Genomic DNA, 23,319 nt, shown 5'->3' with positions numbered 1-23,319 from the left:
CCAGATGCGGTCACTCCCACCAGACACTGCGCAAGCGTGCCAGAGCCGCTTCAATTTGCGTCTCCGGCACCGCGGCGAAACCCAGTACCAACCCGGCGCACTGCTGCGCCGGCCGAGGTGAGTCGGGTAACCAATAGCTACTCAGGCCATTGACCTCGACACCCACCTGTTCGGCCAGGGCGATCAGCTCGCGTTCGCGGGCAACGCTCGCCACCGGTACCGTCAGGTGCAAGCCTGCGGCTACCGCCGGCAAGCTGCCAACGCCGGCGATATTTCCCGGCCAATGCGCCAGCAAGCAGTTGCGCCGGCTAAGGGCAGCACGACGCATGCGCCGGATGTGCCGTTGAAAGTGCCCAGCGGCCATGAACTCGGCCATCACCGCCTGCGTGCTCACCTCGGAATGGCGCACATCCACCGCTCGCCGCCTGGCGAAAGCTTCGACCAGCCCGACCGGCAACACCAGATACCCCAGACGCAATGCCGGAAATGCCACCTTGCCGAATGTCCCGACGTAAATCACACGGCCCTGACGATCCAGCGCCGCCAGTGGGGCCAGTGGTGCGCCGCTGTAACGATACTCGCCGTCGTAATCGTCTTCGATGATCCAGCCTTGGCTGCGCTCAGCCCAGGCGAGCAGCTCCAGCCTGCGCGCCAGGCTCATCACAACTCCGGTCGGGTACTGGTGAGACGGGGTGACATAGGCCAGCCGACAATCGGCAACTTCAGCCAATGCACGACAATCGATGCCCTCTTCATCCACCGGTACACCGTGCAAGCGACCGCCCGCTACCGCGAAGGCGTGACCGGCGGCCCGGTACCCCGGATTTTCGATTCCGACCGCATCGCCCGGCGATACCAGCAGCTGTGCACAAAGGCTAATGCCCTGTTGCGCACCACTGGTGATCAGAATTTGCTCAGCAGAGCACTGCATGCCGCGCGAACTGCGCAAATAGGCCGCGATCATGCCGCGCAATCGCGCGTCGCCAGCCGGATCGCCATAACACAGTTGCTGTAAATCCGGTTTACGCCAGAAAGCCGCGTTGAGCTTGGCCCAGACCTCAAAAGGAAACAGGTCAAAGGCTGGCACACCGACCCGAAAAGCACGCGGGGGACCACTCGGCGGCAGGGCCAAATGGTTCTTTTCGATGCGCGCAAATGTATCGCTGTGGATAACTTTACTGGATGAAACAACAGGTAAATCCAGCCAATTTGTGGATAAGGCTGTGGGTAAGCCTGTTGAAAACCCTGTGGATACTTTTGTGGATAGTTTTTTCGACGAGCTTGGCGCTTGGGGTAATTGCGCAACGTAAGTGCCGTCCCCTACTCGCCCTTCGATGAACCCCTCGGCATACAGCTGATCGTAGGCGCGCACCACGCTATTGCGAGAGATGGCCAATGCCTTCGCCAGATCGCGACTGGCCGGTAATCGCGTGCCGCTGGCCAGACGCCCATCCAGCACGCGCAGGCGCAAAGCCTGATAGAGCTGACGACTCAAGCCCTGACGGCGATCAAGCTCGATTCCGGCCGGATTGAATGGCATCGAAAGAGGAGTTTGCTCAAGCATGGCAATGGACCTATGAAATTACTCATCAATGGCTCTTACAACAGACCAATAGCCTGCCTAGGATGCAGGCATTCGCCAAGGAAAATCTGTCCATGTACACGCCGCGCGCCTTCGCCATCGAAGAACTGTCCCAACTGCACGAACTGATCCTCGCCACCCGTCTCGCCATTCTCGTCACCCACGGCGAAAACGGCCTGCAAGCCAGCCATGTGCCGGTGCTGCTGCATTGCGAGCAAGGCGAGTACGGCACGCTGTACGGACACCTGGCCCGCGCCAACCCGCAGTGGAAAGACCTGCGCGATGGCGCCGAGGCCATGCTGATTTTTGCCGGTGCCGATGCCTACGTCAGCCCGGGTTTCTACCCGAGCAAAGCCGAACACGGCAAAGTCGTACCGACCTGGAACTACATCGCCGTGCACGCCTACGGCCACGCCGAAACCTTCAGCGATGGCGGGCGCTTGCTCGACATCGTCAGCACCCTTACCGACCGCCACGAGGCCGGCCGCGCCCAGCCGTGGTCAGTCGCCGATGCGCCCGCCGATTACATCGACGGCATGCTCAAAGCCATCGTCGGTTTCGCCATTCCCATCGACCGTCTCGAAGGCAAGCGCAAGCTCAGCCAGAACCGCAGCGCCGCAGACATTGCCGGCGTGCGCGCAGGCCTGGCCGTCAGCCCCGAAATCAACGACCAAACCCTCGCCCAATTGATGCGCTAAGGAAATCACCATGAGTCAGATCGACATTCGCCAGGTCAGCGCCGCCGACCGCGCCGCATGGCTACCGCTGTGGCAGGCCTACCTGGGTTTTTACAAGGGCGAACTGCCGGACGCCGTGACCGACAGCACCTGGCAACGTTTTCTCGACCCGAGCGAACCGACCCACGCGGCATTGGCCTGGGCCGACGGCAAAGCGGTGGGCATGGTGCATTACATCTATCATCGCTCGAACTGGAGCATCGAAAACTCCTGCTACTTGCAGGATTTGCTGGTGGCTGAGCAAACCCGTGGCACCGGCGTCGGCCGCCTGCTGATCGAACACGTCTACGCCACGGCCAAGGCTGACGGCTGCTGCAAAGTGCACTGGCTGACCCACGAAACCAACGCCACCGCGATCCAGCTCTACGAGCGCATCGCCGAGCGCCCGGGTTTCATCCAGTTTCGCAAAGCCATTTAAGGAGACGCACGCATGAGCATTTCACCGGCCGACTGGAAAGGCGTCCCCGCCCCCACCGCCACCCTGCTTGAAGGACGCTTCATCCGTCTGGAACGACTCGACCCGGCGCGTCACGGCGACGAACTGTTCGCCGCACTCGAAGGCCCCGGTGCCGATCCGAAACTCTGGGATTACTTGCCCTATGGCCCGTTCCCGCAACGCAGCGCGTTCAACGACTGGCTGAACAACCACGCGGCCGCGAGCGACCCGTATTTCTTCAGCGTCATCGATCGCGCGACTAACCAGGTGCAAGGTATCCTCAGCCTGATGTCAATCGTCCCGGCCCAAGGCCGCATCGAAATCGGCCACGTCACCTTCGGTGCGCCGATGCAGCGCTCGCCGAAAAGCACCGAGGCGGTGTACCTGCTGGGCAAATACGCCTTCGAACTCGGCTACCGCCGTCTCGAATGGAAATGCAACAACGGCAACGCCCGCTCCAAATACGCCGCCGAGCGCTTGGGCTTCAGCTTTGAAGGCGTGTTCCGCCAGCACATGGTGGTCAAAGGCCAGAACCGCGATACTGCGTGGTATTCGATTCTGGATTCGGAATGGCCGGTAATCGGCGCAGGCTTCGAACGCTGGTTGAGCGATGAAAACCAGACCCCGACCGGCCAGCTGAAAGGGTTGGTCGAGTGCCGTAACAAGAGCTGATCAAACAGCGGTGCGGGTCCACCTATTGCTCTGGCGAACCCGCACAACACCCATTTCCAACCCAAACGGGCGAAAGACGGCATTGAGCGATTTCAGTGTCTGATTGCCCTCGCCGTGTTCGATATGCACCAGCGTACGAACTGAAATTTTGCACATCTTCGCAAACTGGGTCTGATGCAGACCGGTCACTTCCACACGTAAACGGCGAACGGCTTCGCCAATCTCCAGCGCTCCTTGGGCCAGCGACTCTTGAATGTTTTCGATGAGCACAGTGCGCTCGGCTACCGTCATGCTCATTTCAGATCCCACTCTTTCAAACGTTGCTCCAGATTTTTCAGGTGGATGCCAGGGTGGTTCATCGTTCTGTCGGGCAACCCACTGGCCATCAATATGTCGGGAAGCGCCGCCAGACGCTGGGCATCTTCACGCAAGCGCTCAAAAGAGTTCGGCGCGTCAGCCAAGGCTGCCAACGGGTCTTCTGGATCGGAAATGTCAGCCAGTGCGCGGCAAACTCCACGCCAATCGACTTCGCCGGCTCGCTCCAGATCTTTCGACCATTTGGTCGTGCGCGTCAGGCCTTCGGGATCCATAACCATGGGGGCCAAGTCATAAATCGGCGCCAATCGGAACGATTCGGCCTGACGCAGGATCGCGATGTTTCGACCGTGGTTATCATTGTTGCCGAGAATTTTGTTTATCAGGTCTCGTCGTAAATAATCTGCCACGAGCTCGGGAATTTGCGCTGCTTGCCCCGCATCGCGCCAGAGTCCGGCAAGCATACGGATGACATCCATATGGTTCATCGCACTTCCCGGTATTGTCACTTCAGCCATTGAGTAAATTGATTCAACAGCAATGCGGCTAACTTCGCCGTTAGTGACTTTGCGATCAAAGCGATGCATCCACAGACTCGGTTTGCTCGCCTCCTCCAATGCCAAACCTTCTACTGCGATCGTTTCAATGCCGAGTGCCTGCAGCGCCTTGTAGTAATGGAATTCGCTTCGCAGGATGTCTTGATCAATGACACCGCCTTTGTTTCTGGAAAACTTTACAAACCAGTGCTGCCTGACCTCTTCATCGTCCAATACCGCGTCGGGATACAGAAGACCGGCCTTGCTCTCAGCCAACAACAGCTTCGGTGCTTCACCACCTGCCCCTGTAGCGCCACCAATCGCCGCGCCCAGCTCATAGGCATATTCAAGAAAACGGCTGTCGCGGAGGACAACATCCTCACGCTTAAATCCAAGTGGCTCACGCTCATCGACAACCTCGGCCGACTCTTTTATGCGCATATTGCCGATGGGGGCCGGGGTGCTACGACCGAGCAAATAAAGATCAGCGCTAATATCAGCCGGTTTCTCTTGCCCCAGTCTTGCAAGCAGAAATTTTTTAGCTGCTCCTGCAGGAGCAATGTCATATAAAAATGCGGGCGTGTTGGAACGTCGCCCTTCCCAATCCAACGGATACAGCGCACTCACAGCATTTGAAAACGGGGATTTTACGGCTTCAATATTTTCGACAAGGTATGCCGTCTCGTAGCCAAAACTGCAGCGACTTTCGAACCCTTTTTCAGGATCGTCGAAACTCAGAATCATGGCGTCGCGCCATTTTCCTTCGGTGAATATCTGTAATGTCAGGTTGTACATGACTTTGCACCTGCATTTAAATGCATTCCAACATGGATTTTGTTAACCATGGATGCAATATAGTGCATCTCTTACAACAGTAGGAGGACTAAATCTGCAACAAAATGCAGATATAGTTCTCCTCAGCACTACCGAACGCAAAATAATGCAGATAAAGCATCGACATCATTCTGTAAAAACCCTTCGCTATACAGGTCGGCCCGCTTATAACAAAAAGGCCGCCAACACGTGCCCTTCCCGCCGCAGCGTCTGTCCCTCGCCATCGCCCTGCTGATCTCAGCGACCGCCGTCCACGCGAAAACCGTGCAGATCGATACTGCCACCACTACCGCGCAAACCCTCGGCGGCAGTGACACGCTGACGATTTCTGCGCCGGGCAGCATCACCAACAGTGGCAAGACCGTCAGCCTGAAAGACAAAACCAGCGGTGCCGGTGTGGTGATCGATAACGCTGGCAAAATCGTTTCCAGTGGTGGTCGGGCGATCGACAGCAGCGGGGATCTGACGCAAGCGCGCAACTACAAGATCTACAATCGCAGCGGTGGGCAGATTCTTGGCGCCAACGATGCTTTGCGCATCGACAGCAACTTCGTCAGCGGCAGCCTGTTGATCGACAACAGTGGCGTGATTCGCTAGACCACTGGTCAAGGTCTGGACCTGGATGCCGTGCGCAGCGACGGGGTGCAGACCTCCATCATCAACCGCGCAGGCGGACTGATTCGCGGCGATGCCAGCGATGGCATGAAGACCGGCGCCAACGCGACCATTACCAACTACGGGGAAATCTCCACCGGTGACTCGCACAACGCCGACGAGAAGTTCGACGGCATCGATATCGACAGCGCCAGCGGCGTCAGCGTGACCAATTACGGAGTGATTTCCGGCGGCCGTCACGGCATTACTACCGACCTCGGCGCGACGCTGGTCAACTACGGGCAGATCACCGGTCGCAATGGTTCCGGATTCGGCTCCGACGGCGATGGCACCGTGATTAACCACGGCACCATCACCGGTGCTTACTCAGGCTTGCAGGCGAACGGTGACGGCGATGGCGTGGACATCGACAAGATCGCTCACATCGAGAACTACGGCACCATTCAGGGTGTCGGCGCGGGTGGCGTGGACAAGGGCGGTTTCGCCAATGGCAGTGAAGGTATCGCCCTCGGCGGCGGTTACATTCTCAACGCCAGCAAGGCACTGATCAGCGGCGCCGACAGCGCCATTCTGGTGGATGATGGCAGCGGCGGTTCAGGGCTGGCGGCGACCACACTGGAGAACTTCGGCACCATTCAAGGCCTCAACGGTTTCGGCGTGAAACTGGTCGGCGAGTTCGCCGACAGCGTGATCAACGGCGGCACCATCAGCGGCAGCAACGGCCTGGCGCTGGACCTGGGCGGCGGCAACGACAATCTGACCTTGCGCAATGGCAGCCGCTTCATCGGCGTGGTCGATGGCGGCAGCGGTTACGACCGCGTGGTGATGGACGACGTGGCCGGCGGCAGCTTCGGCGCCAGTCGCAACTTCGAATGGCTGGAAGTCAGGCAAGGTGCGTGGACACTCACCGGCAGCGGTGATTTCAGCGACGGCGGCGCCGTGCGCAATGGCGCAACGCTGATCAACCAGGGCGGCATCGCCGGCAGCCTGACCGTCGACGCGGGCGGCGTGTATGCCGGTGGCGGTTCAGTGGGCAGCCTCAACGTCAACGGCACCTTGCGCACCGATACCGGCCTTGGCCGCGCGTCCATCATTCACGACTTGAACATGGGCAACTCGTCCACGCTCGCCTACGGCGTCAATGCCGATGGCAGCAGCGCGCCGCTGCAGGTCGGCGGCATCGCCAATCTGAACGGTGCGACCCTCGCGGTGAATCCCGGCGCCGGTACTTATCCGTGGCAGAGCCAATACACCGTGTTGCAGGCCGCGCAGGTCAACGGCACGTTCGGCAAGGTCACCAGCGATTACGCGTTTCTCACGCCGACGCTTGCCTACACACCAACCCAGGTCGATCTCACGTACACCCGCAACGACGTCGCCTTCAATCAATTCGCGGCGACCGGCAACGCCAGCAACGCCGCCAACAGTCTCGCCTCCATGAGCAAGAACAATGCGCTGTACAATGCCTTGCTCAACACCACCCAAAGCACGGCCGGCGCGGCGATCGAGCAGTTGGCCGGCGCGAGCAACGCAGACCTGACCAGCGCCACACTTGGCACCAGCAACCAGGTCGGCAACAGCATGCTCTCGGCCATGCAACAAATGGGCGGCAGCCCGGGCCTGATGGTTGGCCTCGATCAGCGGGACACACCGGTGCTGGCAGCCAATGGTGTACCAACCGAGGCGCGCAATCTGAATGATCCAAATGCTCGCGGCCGGGTCTGGCTGCAAGCTATTGGCGGCTACGGCAAGCTCGACGGCGAACACGGCAGCAGTGGTCTGGAACAACGCAGCAAAGGCAGCGTGCTCGGCGCGGACTGGTCGCTGAATTCAGCATGGCGCCTGGGCATTCTCGGTGGTTATTCGAAAACCGATCTGGACGCGACCGGCGTCGATGGCAACGTCGAGAGCTGGCACGCCGGCGTCTACGCACTGCGTCAGAATGGCCCAATCTCTCTGCGCCTCGGCGCGGCGTACAGCGGTCATCAAGGTGAAAGCAAACGCACCATCGCCTTCAACGGCTTCAGTGATCGGCCCAAAGGCGACTACGACGCCGACAGCCAGCAAGCCTTCGCCGAACTCGGCTACGCCATGGGCAGCGGCCGCCTCAGCGCCGAGCCGTTTGCCAGCGTCGGTTATCAGCGCTACCACCGCGACAGCTATCAGGAAAAAGGCGGCGCCGCGGCTCTGCACGTCGACAGCCAGACCCAGGACAACTTCAGCAGCACCTTCGGCCTGCGCCTGGCGCACCTGAGCAGCCTGGACAACGGCATGAGCGTGACACCGCGCATGACCGCCGGCTGGAAACACACTTATGGCGACCTCGGCAGCTCGACACGCCAGGCGTTTGTCACGGGTGGCACGGCATTCACCGTCGACGGCAGTTCACTGGATCGTGACAGTCTGGTGCTGGAAGCGGGGCTGGACGTAGGCATCTCTGCGCGACAGTCCCTGGGCGTGGGCTACAGCGGCGAAATTGGCAGCAACAGCCGCAATCACGGATTGATCGGGCAATGGCAGATGAGTTTTTGAGAGCTGAACAGTTGGCGCGGTCTGGATCGGTTGTAGGAAAAGGCGACGCCGACATCAATTAAAAGCGTCCACTGTGGATCTGGTGGGAGATTTCCACAGAACGATCCGACATCGCCTGCAATGCTCAGGGAAGCGGCCGACATCGGATTTTTTGCCAAGCTCATAGAGTCGAGTCTTCTGTCTAAAGAGGCTCGACTCGATGCTCGCTCAACCTACATTTCGCCCTCACCATCTTGCATTGGCGCTTGCGCTGACCGTGGGATGGACCGAAGTCTCCCGCGCCCAACAGCCCGACACACAGGTCGTCGAGAACGCTGTTGAAAACCAGCCCAAAAAGCCTCGTAAAAAAACACCCAAACCTCCTGCCGAATCGTCGCCGCAGGAACAGGTAGTCGACCAGGGCACAACCCACGCCGCTCCTCAATCGCCTGGTAATCCTGCGCCGGATCGGATGTCGCGCACAGAAACACCAATCAGCGAGAACGCGCAGAAACTCGCCGACAGCATTGAGGAAAAGCGCGCTGCACCACTAACACCTCAACAACCTCAGAAACCCGAGACAGCCGCCGCACTGACGAAAACGGTCCCTCCTGCAGCACCCGCAAACTCCGCGATCACGGCTCTGCTCGACAGCAACCACGCAACGCCGGCTGTGGCACTCGAACAACTCGCGGCCGGCAGCAACGCCAACCTCGCCAAAGCCACATTGAGCAGCGTTACACCGGTGAGCAGCAGCATGCTCTCGGCCATGCGCCAACTGGATAATCGCCCGGAGGCACGGTACGGCGCCGGCAACTCGCCTCGTCGCGCCTCAGCTGCTGCAGACTCCGGACGCGTATGGATTCAGGCGCTGGGCCAGGACGGCAAGGTCGATCGCGACACAGACAGCGCACTCACGCACGCCACTCAAGGAGTGGTCATGGGCGCGGACTGGCGTATCAATGAGCAATGGCATGTCGGTCTGGCCGGCGCGAAATCACAAACGCAATTCGACGCCCGGCAATATGACGGCGACCTCGACAGCTGGCACCTCGGCGCTTATGCCGTGCGCCAGGATGGACCGTTGGCGCTGCGCCTCGGCGCTACCTATGCCAGCCATGACGGCGAGAGCAAACGGCGCGTGGCATTCAACGGTTTCACTGATCGACTCAAGGGCCATTACGACGCCAACACCCAACAAGCCTTCGCCGAACTGGGGCTCAACCTGGGGCGCAACAACGTCGTGTTCGAACCGTTCGCCGGCCTCGGCTACCAACGTTATCAACGCGACAGCCATACCGAAAAAGGTGGCGATGCCGCACTGAAAATCTTCGGTCAAACCCGTGACAACCTCAGCAGCACCTTGGGCTTTCGCACGGCGAAAATCGGCAGACTGGATAACGGCATGAGTCTGACCCCGCGATTCAGTGCCGGCTGGAAACACACCTTTGGCGAGATTGAAAACGACACCCGTCAGCAACTGGTAAAAGGTGGCAAACGCTTTGACATCGCCGGCGCTGCTCTGGATCGAAACAGCCTGTCGGTGGACGCCGGCCTCGACCTCGGGCTATCGGCAAATCATACGATAGGCGTTGGTCTCACTGGCGAGATGGGCACTGAAAGCCGAACTCACGGAATGACAGGCCAATGGCGCATGGCGTTCTAACCAACGCAATCGCTGTAGGAGCTGCCGCAGGCTGCGATCTTTTGATCTTGTTTTGGATTAATAACAACCAAGATCAAAAGATCGCAGCCTGCGGCAGCTCCTACAGGGTAAAAAACACAGTAAAAAAAGGGGAGCACATGCCCCCCCGAGGTTTAAAACGTTGGATCGCGGCCGTTATCTCAGCCTTCGATCTCGATCAGGATTTCGCCCGGGTTGACTCGATCACCCTTGGCCACATGAATCGCGGTGACCTTGCCGGCGATGGCGGCCTGGACTTCGGTTTCCATCTTCATCGCTTCGGTGATCAGCACCGCCTGGCCGGCCTTGACGGTGTCGCCCTCCTTGACCAGCACATCAACGATGTTGCCCGGCATGGTGGTGCTGACGTGGCCCGGTGCCGAGGCTTGCTTGCGCTTGCTGCTGCCGCCACTGACGAATTCGTTGAGCGGTTCGAACACCACTTCTTCCGGCATGCCGTCGATGGACAGGTAGAAGTGACGTTTGCCTTCCGCCTTGACGCCAACACCGGTGATGTCGACGCGGTAGGTTTCACCATGGACATCGATGACGAACTCGGTCGGTACGCCTTCACCGCCCGCTTTCGTCACACCGCCAGCCTCTGGAATCGGCAGCAGCACTTCAGGCGTCAGGGTGCCGGCGGCACGCTCTTCGAGGAACTTGCGGCCGATGTCCGGGAACATGGCGAAGGTCAGCACGTCTTCTTCCGATTTGGCCAGTGCGCCGATATCGGCGCGCAGCTTGGTCATTTCCGGCTTGAGCAGGTCGGCCGGGCGCACGTCGATGACTTCTTCGCTGCCGATGGCCTGGCGACGCAGCTTCTCGTTGACCACGCCCGGCGCCTTGCCGTAGCCGCCTTGAAGGTAGAGCTTCACTTCGTTGGTGATGGTTTTGTAGCGCTCACCGGCCAGCACGTTGAAGAACGCCTGAGTGCCGACGATCTGCGAAGTCGGTGTCACCAGCGGTGGGAAGCCGAGGTCTTCACGCACGCGCGGGATTTCCGCGAGCACTTCGCCCATGCGGTTCAGCGCGCCCTGCTCTTTCAACTGGTTGGCAAGGTTGGAGATCATCCCGCCCGGCACCTGGTTGACTTGCACGCGGGTGTCGACGGCGGTGAACTCGCTTTCGAACTGGTGGTACTTCTTGCGCACGGCGTAGAAGTACAGGCCGATCTCTTGCAGCAGTTCGAGGTTCAGACCGGTGTCGTACTCGGTGCCCTTGAGCGCAGCAACCATCGACTCGGTGCCTGGGTGGCTGGTACCGGAAGCGAAGCTGGAGATCGCGGTGTCGATGTGATCGGCACCGTTTTCGATTGCCTTGAGCTGGCACATGGTCGCCAGACCGGCCGTGTCGTGCGAGTGGATAAACACTGGCAGCGACTGCTCGGCTTTCAGCGCACGTACCAGTTCACCAGTAGCGTACGGGGTCAGCAGACCGGCCATGTCCTTGATCGCCACGGAGTCGCAACCCATGGCTTCCATCTGCTTGGCTTGCGCCACGAACGCATCGATGGTGTGCACCGGGCTGGTGGTGTAAGCGATGGTGCCTTGGGCATGTTTGCCAGCCGCTTTCACCGCTTCGATGGCCACGCGCAGGTTACGCACGTCGTTCATCGCGTCGAAGATGCGGAACACGTCGATGCCATTCACCGCAGCTTTGGCGACGAAGGCTTTGACCACATCGTCGCTGTAATGGCGATAGCCCAGCAGGTTCTGCCCGCGCAGGAGCATTTGCAGACGCGTGTTAGGCAGCGCCGCGCGCAGTTGGCGCAGACGCTCCCACGGGTCTTCTTTGAGGAAGCGGACGCAGGCGTCGAAGGTCGCGCCGCCCCAGCATTCCAGCGACCAGTAGCCGACTTTGTCGAGCTTGTCGCAGATCGGCAGCATGTCTTCGGTGCGCATGCGGGTGGCGAGCAGCGATTGGTGAGCGTCGCGCAGGATGGTGTCGGTAACGAAGATCTTTTTAGTCATTGGTATCTCCTCATAGCGGCAAGCTTCAAGCTAAAAGCTGCAAGAAAAAGCCAATCTGCTTTAACTTGCCGCTTGCAGCTAAAAGCTCGCAGCTGTTTCATTCATAGGCCTGCGTGGGCGGCGATGGCGGCGGCGATGGCCAGGGCCAGCTCTTCGGGTTTGCGCTTGATCGAGTAGTTGGTCAGTTCCGGGTGGCTTTCAACGAAGCTGGTATTGAACTGGCCGCTACGGAATTCCGGATTGCGCAGGATTTCCTGGTAGTACGCGGCGGTGGTCTTCACGCCCTGCAGACGCATGTCATCCAGCGCTCGCAGGCCACGGTCCATCGCCTCTTCCCAAGTCAGTGCCCAGACCACCAGTTTCAGGCACATCGAGTCGTAGAACGGCGGAATGGTGTAGCCGGTGTAGATCGCAGTATCGGTGCGCACGCCCGGACCGCCGGGGGCGTAGTAACGGGTGATCTTGCCGAAGCTCGGCAGGAAGTTGTTCTTCGGGTCTTCGGCGTTGATGCGGAACTGCAAGGCGAAACCACGGTGCTGAATGTCTTCCTGTTTCACCGACAACGGCAGGCCGGAGGCGATGCGAATCTGTTCGCGGACGATGTCGATCCCGGTGATCTCTTCGGTGATGGTGTGTTCCACCTGCACCCGGGTGTTCATCTCCATGAAGTACACCTCGCCCTCGGCGAGCAGGAACTCCACGGTGCCGGCATTCTCGTAACCCACCGCCTTGGCCGCACGCACCGACAGGTCGCCGATGTAGGCGCGCTGTTCCGGGGTCAGTTGCGGGCTCGGGGCGATTTCGATGAGCTTCTGGTTGCGACGCTGGATCGAGCAATCACGCTCGAACAGGTGCACGACGTTGCCGAAGCTGTCGCCGAGAATCTGCGCTTCGATGTGCTTGGGATTGACGATGCATTTTTCCAGGAACACTTCGGCAGAACCGAAGGCCTTGGTCGCTTCGGAAATCACCCGAGGGAAATTCTGTTCGAGTTCTTCACGGCTGTTGCAGCGACGGATGCCACGACCGCCACCACCGGAGGTGGCCTTGAGCATGACCGGGTAACCGATGCGGTCGCCCTCGACCAAGGCTTCTTCGATGTCGGCCACGTTGCCTTCGGTGCCCGGCGTCACCGGTACGCCGGCCTTGATCATGCTGCGGCGCGCTTCGGTCTTGTCGCCCATGCGGCGAATGACTTCCGCCGACGGGCCAATGAATTTGATTCCGCGTTCGGCGCAGATGTCTGCCAGCTCAGCGTTTTCCGAGAGAAAACCGTAGCCCGGGTGCAGGGCATCGCAGCCGGTTTCTACCGCCAGGTTCACCAGCTTGCGCGGGTTGAGGTAACCGGCCAGTGGCTCGGCACCGATGCTGTGGGCCTCGTCCGCACGCTTCACATGCAACGCATGACGGTCGGCGTCGGAAAAAATCGCAACCGAGCGAATGCCCATTTCGGCGCAGGCTCGCACGATTCGTACGGCAATCTCACCACGGTTGGCGATCAGGATCTTTGTTATCACTTGGAGGTTCCCTTGAGCCGGTGGCACCACGACCTGCTAGACCCAGGTCGACGCGTGACCAAATGTTTCAATTTAGTCGCAGGTCCACACTAGCGCTCATGAGGGATTAACAAAAATGAATAAAAATTGGGTCAGGCATAAGTAAAGACTTATAGTTGAAACATCAGCCAGCCGTCAGAGCCTATAAAAAATGCGTAAGTCCTTGATGCGTATGACATTGCGTCAATTGCAGATCTTCAACGAAGTGTGTGATTTACGCTCTTACAGCCGCGCAGCCGAGGAAATGTCTCTCACGCAACCGGCCGTAAGCCTGCAGATTCGCCAGCTCGAAGAGCTGATCGGGCAGCCATTATTCGATTATGTCGGCAAAAAACTCTACATGACCGAAGCCGCTGAAGCACTTCAGCGTGCCAGCCGAGACATTTTCGGCCGTCTGGAAAACCTCGATATGCAGCTGTCGGACATGCAGGGATCACTGCAAGGTCAGCTGAAACTGGCGGTGGAATCCAGTGCCAAATATTTCGTCCCGCATTTGTTCGCAGCGTTCAAGCGCCAGCACCCGGAAGTCAATCTGCAACTGACCGTGGTCAACCGCGGCCAAGTGATTCGACGGCTTTCGGACAATCGCGACGATCTGGTGATCATGTCGATGGTGCCGCAGGACATGGGCCTGGAATTCCTGCCGTTCCTCAACAACCCGATTGTTGCCGTGGCGCGCCCGGATCATCCATTGGCACACATGGGCCCGCTGCGCTTGCAGGATCTGGAACCCTACACGCTGCTGATCCGCGAGCCCGGCTCGGGTACGCGACTGGCTTGCGAAGAGTATTTCAAAGAGAAGCGCGTGCACTTCACCCAGACCCAGGAAGTGGCCTCGGCCGAAGCTCAGCGCGAATGCGTGGCGGCGGGTCTGGGCCTGGCGCTGTTGACGCGCCACGCCCTGAACCTAGAGCTGGCGACCGGCGGACTGGTGGAGCTGCCGATCGAAGAACTGCCGCTGCTGCGTAGCTGGTGCCTGGTGCAAGCCAAGGCGAAACGCCTGTCACCGGTGGCGCACGCCTTCCTGGCGTTTATTCGCAGCGAACGTGTGCAGATCAGCGCGTTGGTTGAGCGCTTCGACGGGAAGCTGCCGGTGCTGCCTGCCAGTGATTGATCTCGGGAAAGTCGCCGATTTCGGCCTGAAGCTGGCGAAGTTCGAAGCGATCTTCGATAGCGCGACGGAATTCCATGCGGCGCTGGTCTTCTTGCTGACGACGGGTTTTCGCGGCGCTGTTGCGTTCTTCGTAGGGCTGAGCCATTTCGAGTCTCCCAAGGCGATGACGGGAGTTTCACGATAGGCGCGAGGGATGACGGTTTGATGAAAGTAACCGTCGTGAAGCAAAAGATCGCAGCCTTCGGCAGCTCCTACATTGACCGTGTAGGAGCTGCCGAAGGCTGCGATCTTTTGATCTTAATCATCCAGAGCTTTGGCGGCCTTTGGGGACAAGCGCAAGCTGCGCAGGCTGCGCTTCACGCTCTTGAGGTGATTAACCAGACTCGGCCCACGCGCCATCGCCACGCCCATCGCCAGCACATCGATCACCACCAGGTGGGCGATACGCGAAGTCAGCGGTGTATAGATTTCGGTGTCTTCATGCACATCGATCGCCAGATTCACGGTCGACAGTTCGGCCAATGGCGTCTGGCTCGGGCACAGGGTAATCAGCGAAGCGCCGCTCTCGCGCACCAGATTGGCGGTGATCAGCAAATCCTTGGAACGCCCCGACTGCGAAATGCAGATCGCCACATCGGTCGGCTTCAACGTCACCGCCGACATCGCCTGCATGTGCGGATCGGAATACGCCGCCGCCGTCAGCAGCAAACGAAAGAACTTGTGCTGGGCATCCGCCGCCACCGCGCCGGATGCGCCGAAGCCGTAGAACTCGACACGCTGCGCTTGCGACATCAACGTCACCGCGCGCTGCAACTCAACCGGATCGAGCTTCTCGCGAACCTCCATCAACGTGTGCAACGTGGTGTCGAAAATCTTCAGGCTGTAGTCGGCGACCGAGTCGTCCTCATGGATCGCGAACTGGCCGAAGCTGGCACCGGCGGCCAGGCTTTGCGCCAGTTTGAGCTTGAGATCCTGAAAACCGGAGCAACCGATGGCGCGACAGAAGCGCACGATGGTCGGCTCGCTGATGCCGACGCTATGGGCCAGGTCGGCCATGGAACTGTGCATCACCGCCGCAGGGTCAAGCAGCACGTGGTCGGCGACCTTGAGCTCCGACTTGCGTAACAGGTGACGTGACTGGGCGATGTGTTGCAGCAGATTCAAGGGGCTGGACTCTTCTTATGGGCAAGGATGTAGCACGCTTGTAGTTATACTACATGAATTGGCTTTTTGCCTGCTCAATGCGTAACTCGATGTCCCCATATCAGGCGCGATGAGGTGCATGTAGCCCTTAAAGCGGTTTTTCCTGATTACGCAAAAGCCCGGCCAGAGCAGTCGCCTCCACCGGCCGACTGATCAGATAACCCTGCACTTCATCGCAACGTTCGGCACGCAGGAATTCCAGCTGATCCTGCCGCTCGACGCCTTCAGCCACCACTTTCAGCGACAGTCCGTGAGCCATGGCAATGATCGCGCGAGTGATCGCCGCGTCTTCACTGCCTTCACCCAGCCCGCGAATGAACGCCTGATCGATCTTCACGTAATCCACCGGAATCCGCTTGAGGTAACTCAATGACGAATAGCCGGTACCGAAGTCGTCGATGGCCAGTTTCACGCCAAGATCGCGCAATTGCTGGAACGTCGCGATGATGTGCTCGACGCTGTCGAGCAACTGGCTTTCGGTCAATTCCAGTTCCAGGTAGTGCGGCGCCAGCCCGGTTTCTTCCAGCACTTGCCGCACCAGACTGACGAGTTTGCCCTGACGCAACTGGTGCACCGACAGGTTCACCGAAACGCGGATCGGCGCCAGGCCTTGGCGCTGCCATTCGCACGCCTGCCAGCACGCCTGACGCAAGACGAATTCGCCGATCGGCCCGATCAGACCGGTTTCCTCGGCCAGCCCGATGAAATCCCCCGGCGGCACCCGGCCCATGGTCGGATGATCCCAGCGCACCAGCGCTTCCGCCGCATTCAAGCGCCCGCTCTCCAGGCACAGCTTCGGTTGATAGAACACTTTAAGCTGCTTGTCTTCGATGGCTTTGCGCAGCTGGTTTTCCAGCTGCAAGCGTTCAAGGGTGCTAGCCTGCAAACTCTCTGTGTAGAACTGGAAGTTGTTGCCGCCGAGGTGCTTGGCATGTTGCATGGCCATGTTCGACTGGCTGACCAGCGCGGAAATTTCCCGGGCGTTGTCCGGCAGCATGCTGATGCCCATTGAGGCGCTGACCACCAATTCATGTCCTTCGACGGTCAGCGGCAAGCGCAGCTTGCTCGACAAGCGCGTAGCGACCCGGGCCAGACTCGACAGGTTGCCGTAGGCATCGAACAACACTGCGAACTCATCACCGGACAAGCGCGCGATGGTGTCGGCCTCCGGCAAGGCGTTAACCAGTCGGCGCGCCATTTTCTGCAGTAACTGGTCAGCAACTTCGTGACCGAGGCTGTCGTTGAGCAACTTGAAGCGATCGAGATTGATGTGCAGCAACGCCAGGCTGCGCCGGCCCTGACGCGAACGCTGATGTGCTTCGTGCAGACGTTCGCGGAACAACGAACGGTTGGCGAGCCCGGTGAGTTCGTCGTAATGGGTCAGGTAACGCATGCGCTCTTCGGATTCGCGCCGCGCCGACAGATCGGCGAAGAAGCCGACGATGTGACTGACATTGCCGCGACTATCGCGCACTGCATTCAGTTGCAGCCACTGCGGATAGAGCTCGCCGTTTTTGCGGGTTTCCACCAGTTCGCCCTGCCAACTGCCGTGCTGTTCCAGCGCGTGGCGAATGGCGACGTAATGACGGCGTGCATCGCGGCTGCACGGCAACTCCACAACATTGCGCCCGAGCATGTCGTCGATGTCGTAACCGGTGACGCGGCTGAACGCCTGATTGATCGCGATCAACGCATAGTTCGGGTCGAGAATGACGATGCCTTCGCTGGCCGCTTCAAACACCGTCGCCGCCAGGCGCTGCTGTTCTTCGAGGCTTTTGCTGGCACTGATGTCGCGCCGGGTGCCCACCATGCGGATCACCCGTCCGTTGTCGCTGCGCTCTACCGCACGACCACGGTCTTCGATCCACACCCAATGGCCATCGCCATGACGCACGCGGTACTCGATCTGATAATCCTCGGTGCGGCCCTTCAAATGCTCGATCAGTGCGTGTTTGAGGGTTGGCACGTCCTCCGGGTGCAGTCGCGGTTTGAGGTCGCGCAGCAGCGCCGTGACATATTCCGGCGCAAGACCGAACAACTCCTGAATCTGCGTGTGGTGAACTTCGTCGGTTTGCAGGTTCCAGTCCCACAAGCCCAGTTCGCTGGCTTTCAATGCCAGCGCCAGGCGCGCCTCGCTTTTGCTCAGGGCCTGATTGGCCGCGTCCAGTTCGCGACTGCGCTGGGCGACGCGGTGTTCGAGTTCGACCTGCGCTTCGCGCAGCTTGCCCTCGGCGCAACGTCGATGTTCGATTTCCTTCGCCAGTTCCTGATTGAGCTGCTCGCTGCGCGACTGGGTGTGCTGCAAGTGTTCGATCAGGTGCTGATTCTGAAAGCGCCGCAGCAAGCCGCGATCAATCAGGCGATTGACCTGCCACGCCACCACGCTCAGCGAGCCGAGCAAAATCAGCCCGAGCCAGCCCCAACCGCGTGCCTGTTCGTCGCCGCCCCAAAAGAGAAAGCCGATCGCCGGCAACAGGCACGGCAAGGTAAACGACAGAAACGCCGGCAGGCTCACCGCATAGGCAACACTGGCCGACAGCGTTGCGGCGCCGATCAGACCGAACACCCAGGCTTGTTGCATGAAGTTGTCGGCAGGCACCAGCGCGATACCGGCGCCAGCGAGGGTCAGGCCGGTCATGGTCGAGCCGAGCAGGAACATGCGAAACCAGATCGGCTGGGCCTGGCGATCGGGGATTGCCGAATCGAACGCTGCGACCTGGATCACACGCAATGCGACCAGCGACAGCAACCACACCAGCCAGACGCTGACCACGAAGTAGCGCTGCGGGCTCCAGAGCAGAGCGGCGCAGACCAGACCATTGATCAACATGAAAAGTGTGGGCAACAACGAGCCCTGATACAGCAGGCGCGTGCGCTCGACCGCCATTTCGGTGGCGTAGCGCTTGCGGACAACCCGGGGTTCCACAGAGGGGCCCGACAGTTCGGAGCTGAGGGTCATGGGCAACGTTCTTGTTCTTATAAGGAGGGCGTGCGCCCGAAACGTGGACGGAGCATACACAAGCCGATCCCGTTGCCAAACTGCTCCAGATCATAATTTGCGCAAAACTTTTCCCCCCTCAGGCACCGCTGAAACCCGCAGAGCCAAGCGGGCCAACGCCTGTCGCCGGTGACCGACCGGTCGTCATCGACGGGAGTTTCATCGGCTAATGCAAAGCTCGGTTTGCCCGGGCCCGCGGCGCACCCTAGAATGCCCCGATGCGCGATGATCTCTCCCTTCTGCTGAACTCCCTCAACGATGCCCAACGCCAGGCCGTAGCAGCCCCCGTTGGCCGTCAGTTGGTCCTGGCCGGTGCTGGCTCCGGTAAAACCCGAGTGCTGGTGCACCGTATCGCCTGGTTGATCCAGGTCGAAAACGCCTCGCCCCACTCCATTCTGTCGGTGACCTTCACCAACAAGGCCGCTGCCGAGATGCGTCATCGCATCGAGCAGTTGCTGGGGATCAACCCGGCCGGCATGTGGGTCGGCACCTTCCACGGCCTCGCACACCGCTTGTTGCGGGCGCACTGGCAGGAAGCGGGCTTGAGCCAGACATTCCAGATTCTCGACAGCGACGACCAGCAACGCCTGGTCAAGCGGGTGATCCGCGAGCTCGGTCTCGACGAGCAACGCTGGCCGGCGCGCCAGGCGCAATGGTTCATCAACGGGCAGAAAGACGAAGGTCTGCGTCCGCAACACATTCAGGCCAGCGGCGATCTGTACCTGGCGACCATGCGCGGCATCTACGAAGCCTACGAGGCTGCGTGTCTGCGTGCCGGCGTTATCGATTTCTCCGAATTGCTGCTGCGCGCCCTCGACCTGTGGCGCGATCACCCGGGCTTGCTGGCGCATTATCAAAAGCGCTTCCGCCATATTCTGGTGGACGAGTTCCAGGACACCAACGCCGTGCAGTACGCCTGGTTGCGTCTGCTCGGCAAGGGCGGCGACAGCCTGATGGTGGTTGGCGACGACGATCAGTCGATTTACGGCTGGCGCGGCGCGAAGATCGAGAACATTCATCAGTACTCGTCGGACTTCGCCGATTCGGTGACCATTCGTCTGGAGCAGAATTACCGCTCCACCGCCGGCATCCTCAAGGCAGCCAACGCCCTGATCGCCAACAACACCGGACGCCTCGGCAAAGAGCTGTGGACCGACGGCGGTGATGGCGAAGCAATCAATCTGTACGCCGCGTTCAACGAACACGACGAAGCACGCTACGTTGTCGAAACCATCGAAAGCGCACTGAAAACCGGCTTGGCTCGCAGCGATATCGCGATTCTGTACCGCTCCAATGCCCAATCACGCGTTCTGGAAGAAGCCTTGCTGCGTGAACGCATTCCGTACCGCATCTATGGTGGTCAGCGCTTCTTCGAACGCGCGGAAATCAAGAACGCCATGGCGTACCTGCGTTTGCTCGAAGGTCGCGGCAACGATGCGGCGCTGGAGCGAGTGATCAACGTCCCGGCCCGTGGCATCGGCGAGAAAACCGTCGAGGCGATTCGCGAGCACGCGCGCCACAGCGATGTGTCGATGTGGGAAGCGATGCGCCTGCTGGTCGCCAATAAAGGCCTGACCGGTCGTGCAGCGGGTGCGTTGGGCGCGTTTATCGAGCTGATCGAGAACCTCGCAGCCAAGTGCATGGAGATGCCGCTGCACTTGATGACGCAGACCGTCATCGAGCAATCCGGCCTCATTGCTTATCACGAAGCGGAAAAAGGCGAGAAAGGCCAGGCTCGGGTAGAAAACCTTGAGGAACTGGTCAGCGCTGCGCGCAACTTCGAGAACAACGAAGAAGACGAAGAGCTGACGCCACTGGCGGCATTCCTCGGCCACGCTTCACTGGAGGCCGGCGACACCCAGGCCGACGAGCACGAAGACAGCATTCAGTTGATGACCCTGCACAGCGCCAAAGGTCTGGAATTCCCTTACGTGTTCCTCGTGGGCATGGAAGAAGGCTTGTTCCCGCACAAGATGAGCCTGGAAGAACCGGGCCGTCTTGAGGAAGAGCGGCGTCTGGCCTACGTCGGCATCACCCGGGCGATGCAGAATCTGGTGATGACCTACGCTGAAACCCGTCGCCTTTATGGCAGCGAAACCTACAACAAGGTCTCGCGTTTCGTACGCGAGGTACCGAAAGGCCTGATTCAGGAAGTGCGTTTGTCGAACAGCGTCAGCCGTCCGTTCGGCGGTAACCAGTCGATGAGCGGCAGCAACCTGTTCAGCGGCAGCGAAATTCCGGAAACGGGTTTCAGTCTTGGTCAGGCGGTACGCCATTCGATCTTTGGTGATGGCGTGATCCTCAACTTCGAGGGTGCGGGTGCGCAGGCGCGGGTGCAGGTGAATTTCAGCGAAGGCAGCAAGTGGCTGATGCTCGGTTACGCCAAGCTGGAAGCTATCTAAAAGCGAAAAAAGATCGCAGCCTTCGGCAACTCCTACAGGGGATTGTGTGTATCTGCAGGAGCTGCCGAAGGCCGCGATCTCTTGATCTAAACCCACCCGGAACAGGGCAGTGCAAATGGGCTCAGGCTTCTTTTCCTCCTGGACATTCTGGGCCTTGCTCTCGGCCACTTTCGCCGCATTGACGGCGATCTTCGCCAAAGTCGGCATCGAAAACGTCAATTCCGACTTCGCCACGCTGTTGCGCACCATCGTGGTACTGGTCAGCCTGGCCTTGATTTTGTACGCCACGGGCCAATATCAGTCATTGGGATCGATCTCCGCCAAGAGCTACCTGTTCCTGTTGTTGTCCGGACTGGGCACGGGCGCGTCGTGGCTGTGCTATTTCCGCGCGCTGAAAGTCGGCCCTGCTTCGCTGGTCGCACCGGTAGACAAGCTCAGCGTGGTGCTGGTGGCGGTGCTTGGCGTGATCCTGCTGGGTGAGAAACTCGACCTGCGCCAATGGGGCGGCATCGGCCTGATCACGGCCGGTGTGGTGATGCTGGCGTTTCGTCGCTAAGGCGAATTCGCACTGAACCTGTCCCACTTTCCTACAGCCAAAAGTACACAGCCTTATTGCCTCGACGAAGCTGAACGCAACCTGTCAGGCAAAAGCCCGAAACACTCTCTCGCTAGCCAGTAACACTTCAGCTGTGCAACATGGCGCGCGTGTCTCCACAAACGGGAATTCCCTTTATGAAACGTTTTCTTAGCATCGCCATGGCGTTGTGCATCGGCCTGACGATGAGCCTCGACGCCAACGCCAAGCGCTTTGGTGGTGGCAAAAGCGCCGGCGCTGCGCCGACGCACCAGACCAGCCAGATGGCTCCTTCTTCTCCAGGCATGGGCGGCGCTGCTGCGACCGCTGGTGCTGCCGGTGCCGCAGGCGCTGCGGCCAAGGCCGGCGGTGCTTCGAAATGGCTCGGCCCTCTGGCCGGCATCGCCGCTGGTGGCCTGCTTGCTTCAATGTTCATGGGCGGCGGCTTCCAGGGCATGCAGATCTTCGACATCCTGATCATGGCCGTGATCGCGTTCGTGATCTTCCGCTTCATCGCCGCTCGTCGACGCAAGCAGCAGGAGCAGTTCGCTCCGGCCGGCGCGCCGATGCAGCGTGAAGTGTTCGAGCAGAAGCCTGCGGCCATGGGTTCGATCTTCGGTGGTTCGGCGGCACCTGTTGCCGCCCGTCCGGTGATCAACGCACCGGCCTGGTTCAACGAGCAGAGCTTCCTTGAAGCCGCACGCAGCCACTTCCAGTCGCTGCAGCAGCACTGGGACGCCAACGAAATGGACAAGATCGCCGAGTTCGTCACCCCGCAAATGCTCGAGTTCCTCAAGCGTGAGCGTGCGGATCTGGGCGACGCGTTCCAATCGACCTACATCGACAACCTCCAGGTGCAACTGGATGGCGTCGATGACCGTGCCGACAAGACCATTGCCACCCTGACCTTCAACGGTGTGTCGAAGTCCTCGCGCTTCGACCAGGGCGAAGCGTTCAGCGAAAGCTGGAACATGGAACGTCCGCAGGGCGAGAACCAGCCTTGGCTGGTCGCCGGTATCCGCCAGAACGGCTGATCCCCTCGCGCGCTTAACTTGCTGTAATAAAAACCCCAGCCTCGGCTGGGGTTTTCTATTTCGCGGTTGCATCTATAGCGAGCTACTGTATAAACCGGCCCATATAAACCGCGCCATTCAAGCAAGAGGATCCCGGACGTGGAAGAAATCATCGAACAACTGCGTGAAGCCAACGAACCCGTGCCGGTTCCTTTGGAATTGCCTGACGAAGACCAACTGGTGGAAGTCGAAGAAGAACTCTTCATCAACATCCCGTTCGTCTTCAAAGAGTTTTTGCTGACCGTCAGCGACGTGGTTTACGGCAGCCTGGAGCCGGTGACCGTCACCGACCCGCAATCGCACACCTATCTGCCCGATGTCGCGGCCAATGCCTGGGACATCGGTGTACCGCGTGATCTGATTCCGATCTGTCAGGACGGCGAGAATTACTACTGCGTCGAAGAAGACGGCACCGTGGTGCTGTGGTCGGGCGAAGAAGAGCTGATCACCGAAGAATCCTGGGAATCGGTCTGGCACTGGGCGCGGGACGTCTGGCTGGAAAGCTGA

The 23,319-nt window shown here is 59.8% G+C and carries 17 protein-coding genes and 1 pseudogene; 10 read left to right on the top strand and 8 right to left on the bottom strand.

Annotated elements, in window-relative coordinates; all coding sequences use genetic code 11:
• Positions 1-10: 10 nt before the first annotated feature.
• Complete coding sequence (gene pdxR, locus QOL84_RS19765; RefSeq protein WP_283438281.1) at positions 11-1,564, bottom strand: MocR-like pyridoxine biosynthesis transcription factor PdxR; 1,554 nt, start codon at positions 1,562-1,564, stop codon at positions 11-13.
• A 92-nt stretch (positions 1,565-1,656) separates the two neighbouring features.
• On the opposite strand from pdxR, the gene QOL84_RS19760 reads away from it, so the two are divergent.
• Genes QOL84_RS19760 through QOL84_RS19750 form a run of 3 tightly spaced genes read left to right on the top strand, consistent with a single transcriptional unit; the run spans position 1,657 to position 3,427 of the window.
• On the top strand, positions 1,657-2,280 hold the full coding sequence (locus QOL84_RS19760) for an FMN-binding negative transcriptional regulator (protein WP_283438280.1): 624 nt from the start codon (positions 1,657-1,659) through the stop codon (positions 2,278-2,280).
• A 10-nt stretch (positions 2,281-2,290) separates the two neighbouring features.
• On the top strand, positions 2,291-2,737 hold the full coding sequence (locus QOL84_RS19755) for a GNAT family N-acetyltransferase (RefSeq protein ID WP_283438279.1): 447 nt from the start codon (positions 2,291-2,293) through the stop codon (positions 2,735-2,737).
• 12 nt (positions 2,738-2,749) lie between these two features.
• Entirely contained in the window at positions 2,750-3,427 is a 678-nt protein-coding gene (locus QOL84_RS19750) for a GNAT family N-acetyltransferase (RefSeq protein WP_283438278.1), read from the top strand.
• Here QOL84_RS19750 and QOL84_RS19745 read toward each other — a convergent pair whose 3' ends face one another.
• Positions 3,428-3,724 (bottom strand): helix-turn-helix domain-containing protein, encoded by a 297-nt coding sequence (locus QOL84_RS19745; RefSeq protein ID WP_283438277.1) that lies wholly within the window; start codon positions 3,722-3,724, stop codon positions 3,428-3,430.
• Positions 3,721-5,073, bottom strand: a complete 1,353-nt coding sequence (locus QOL84_RS19740; RefSeq protein WP_283438276.1) for a type II toxin-antitoxin system HipA family toxin — start codon at positions 5,071-5,073, stop codon at positions 3,721-3,723. The genes QOL84_RS19745 and QOL84_RS19740 overlap by 4 nt, the downstream gene beginning before the upstream one ends.
• A gap of 228 nt (positions 5,074-5,301) precedes the next feature.
• On the opposite strand from QOL84_RS19740, the pseudogene QOL84_RS19735 reads away from it, so the two are divergent.
• Together QOL84_RS19735 and QOL84_RS19730 are read left to right on the top strand one after the other, a co-directional pair.
• Positions 5,302-8,259, top strand: a pseudogene (locus QOL84_RS19735) (autotransporter outer membrane beta-barrel domain-containing protein).
• Positions 8,260-8,458: 199 nt separating this feature from the next.
• Complete coding sequence (locus tag QOL84_RS19730) at positions 8,459-9,904, top strand: autotransporter outer membrane beta-barrel domain-containing protein (RefSeq protein ID WP_346772242.1); 1,446 nt, start codon at positions 8,459-8,461, stop codon at positions 9,902-9,904.
• Between the two features lie 179 nt (positions 9,905-10,083).
• Here the strand turns inward: QOL84_RS19730 and oadA are convergent, their stop codons facing one another.
• Both oadA and QOL84_RS19720 read right to left on the bottom strand, forming a co-directional pair.
• Positions 10,084-11,892: a sodium-extruding oxaloacetate decarboxylase subunit alpha gene (gene oadA, locus QOL84_RS19725; protein WP_283438274.1), complete on the bottom strand. Its 1,809-nt coding sequence runs from the start codon at positions 11,890-11,892 to the stop codon at positions 10,084-10,086.
• A gap of 101 nt (positions 11,893-11,993) precedes the next feature.
• Entirely contained in the window at positions 11,994-13,409 is a 1,416-nt protein-coding gene (locus QOL84_RS19720) for an acetyl-CoA carboxylase biotin carboxylase subunit (protein ID WP_053125176.1), read from the bottom strand.
• 190 nt (positions 13,410-13,599) lie between these two features.
• Between QOL84_RS19720 and QOL84_RS19715 the strand changes: the two genes are divergently transcribed.
• Positions 13,600-14,562, top strand: a complete 963-nt coding sequence (locus tag QOL84_RS19715; RefSeq protein WP_283438273.1) for a LysR family transcriptional regulator — start codon at positions 13,600-13,602, stop codon at positions 14,560-14,562.
• On the opposite strand, the gene QOL84_RS19710 is transcribed toward QOL84_RS19715, so the two are convergent.
• The 3 genes from QOL84_RS19710 to QOL84_RS19700 all read right to left on the bottom strand — a co-directional run bounded on the left by QOL84_RS19710 (position 14,504) and on the right by QOL84_RS19700 (position 18,724).
• Positions 14,504-14,707, bottom strand: coding sequence for a PA3496 family putative envelope integrity protein (locus QOL84_RS19710; RefSeq protein WP_093429603.1), 204 nt, complete (start codon positions 14,705-14,707; stop codon positions 14,504-14,506). The genes QOL84_RS19715 and QOL84_RS19710 overlap by 59 nt on opposite strands.
• A gap of 152 nt (positions 14,708-14,859) precedes the next feature.
• A complete protein-coding gene (hexR, locus tag QOL84_RS19705) occupies positions 14,860-15,726 on the bottom strand; it encodes a transcriptional regulator HexR (RefSeq protein WP_007912071.1) in 867 nt (288 codons plus the stop codon).
• 127 nt (positions 15,727-15,853) lie between these two features.
• A complete protein-coding gene (locus QOL84_RS19700) occupies positions 15,854-18,724 on the bottom strand; it encodes a putative bifunctional diguanylate cyclase/phosphodiesterase (RefSeq protein WP_283438272.1) in 2,871 nt (956 codons plus the stop codon).
• 257 nt (positions 18,725-18,981) lie between these two features.
• Here QOL84_RS19700 and uvrD point away from each other — a divergent pair, with 257 nt between their 5' ends.
• The 4 genes from uvrD to QOL84_RS19680 all read left to right on the top strand — a co-directional run bounded on the left by uvrD (position 18,982) and on the right by QOL84_RS19680 (position 23,319).
• Positions 18,982-21,165, top strand: a complete 2,184-nt coding sequence (gene uvrD, locus QOL84_RS19695) for a DNA helicase II (protein ID WP_283438271.1) — start codon at positions 18,982-18,984, stop codon at positions 21,163-21,165.
• 115 nt (positions 21,166-21,280) lie between these two features.
• Complete coding sequence (locus tag QOL84_RS19690) at positions 21,281-21,721, top strand: EamA family transporter (RefSeq protein WP_016984014.1); 441 nt, start codon at positions 21,281-21,283, stop codon at positions 21,719-21,721.
• A 176-nt stretch (positions 21,722-21,897) separates the two neighbouring features.
• Entirely contained in the window at positions 21,898-22,773 is an 876-nt protein-coding gene (locus QOL84_RS19685; protein WP_283438270.1) for a Tim44 domain-containing protein, read from the top strand.
• A gap of 138 nt (positions 22,774-22,911) precedes the next feature.
• Positions 22,912-23,319 carry an SMI1/KNR4 family protein gene (locus tag QOL84_RS19680; RefSeq protein ID WP_008078852.1) on the top strand — a complete coding sequence of 136 codons (408 nt, stop codon included), beginning with the start codon at positions 22,912-22,914 and terminating at the stop codon, positions 23,317-23,319.

Origin of the sequence: Pseudomonas helmanticensis (assembly GCF_900182985.1) — a bacterium.
Taxonomy (GTDB): domain Bacteria; phylum Pseudomonadota; class Gammaproteobacteria; order Pseudomonadales; family Pseudomonadaceae; genus Aquipseudomonas; species Aquipseudomonas helmanticensis.
Note: the sequence above shows the minus strand (reverse complement) of the source record. Positions and strands in the feature narration are given on the sequence as shown.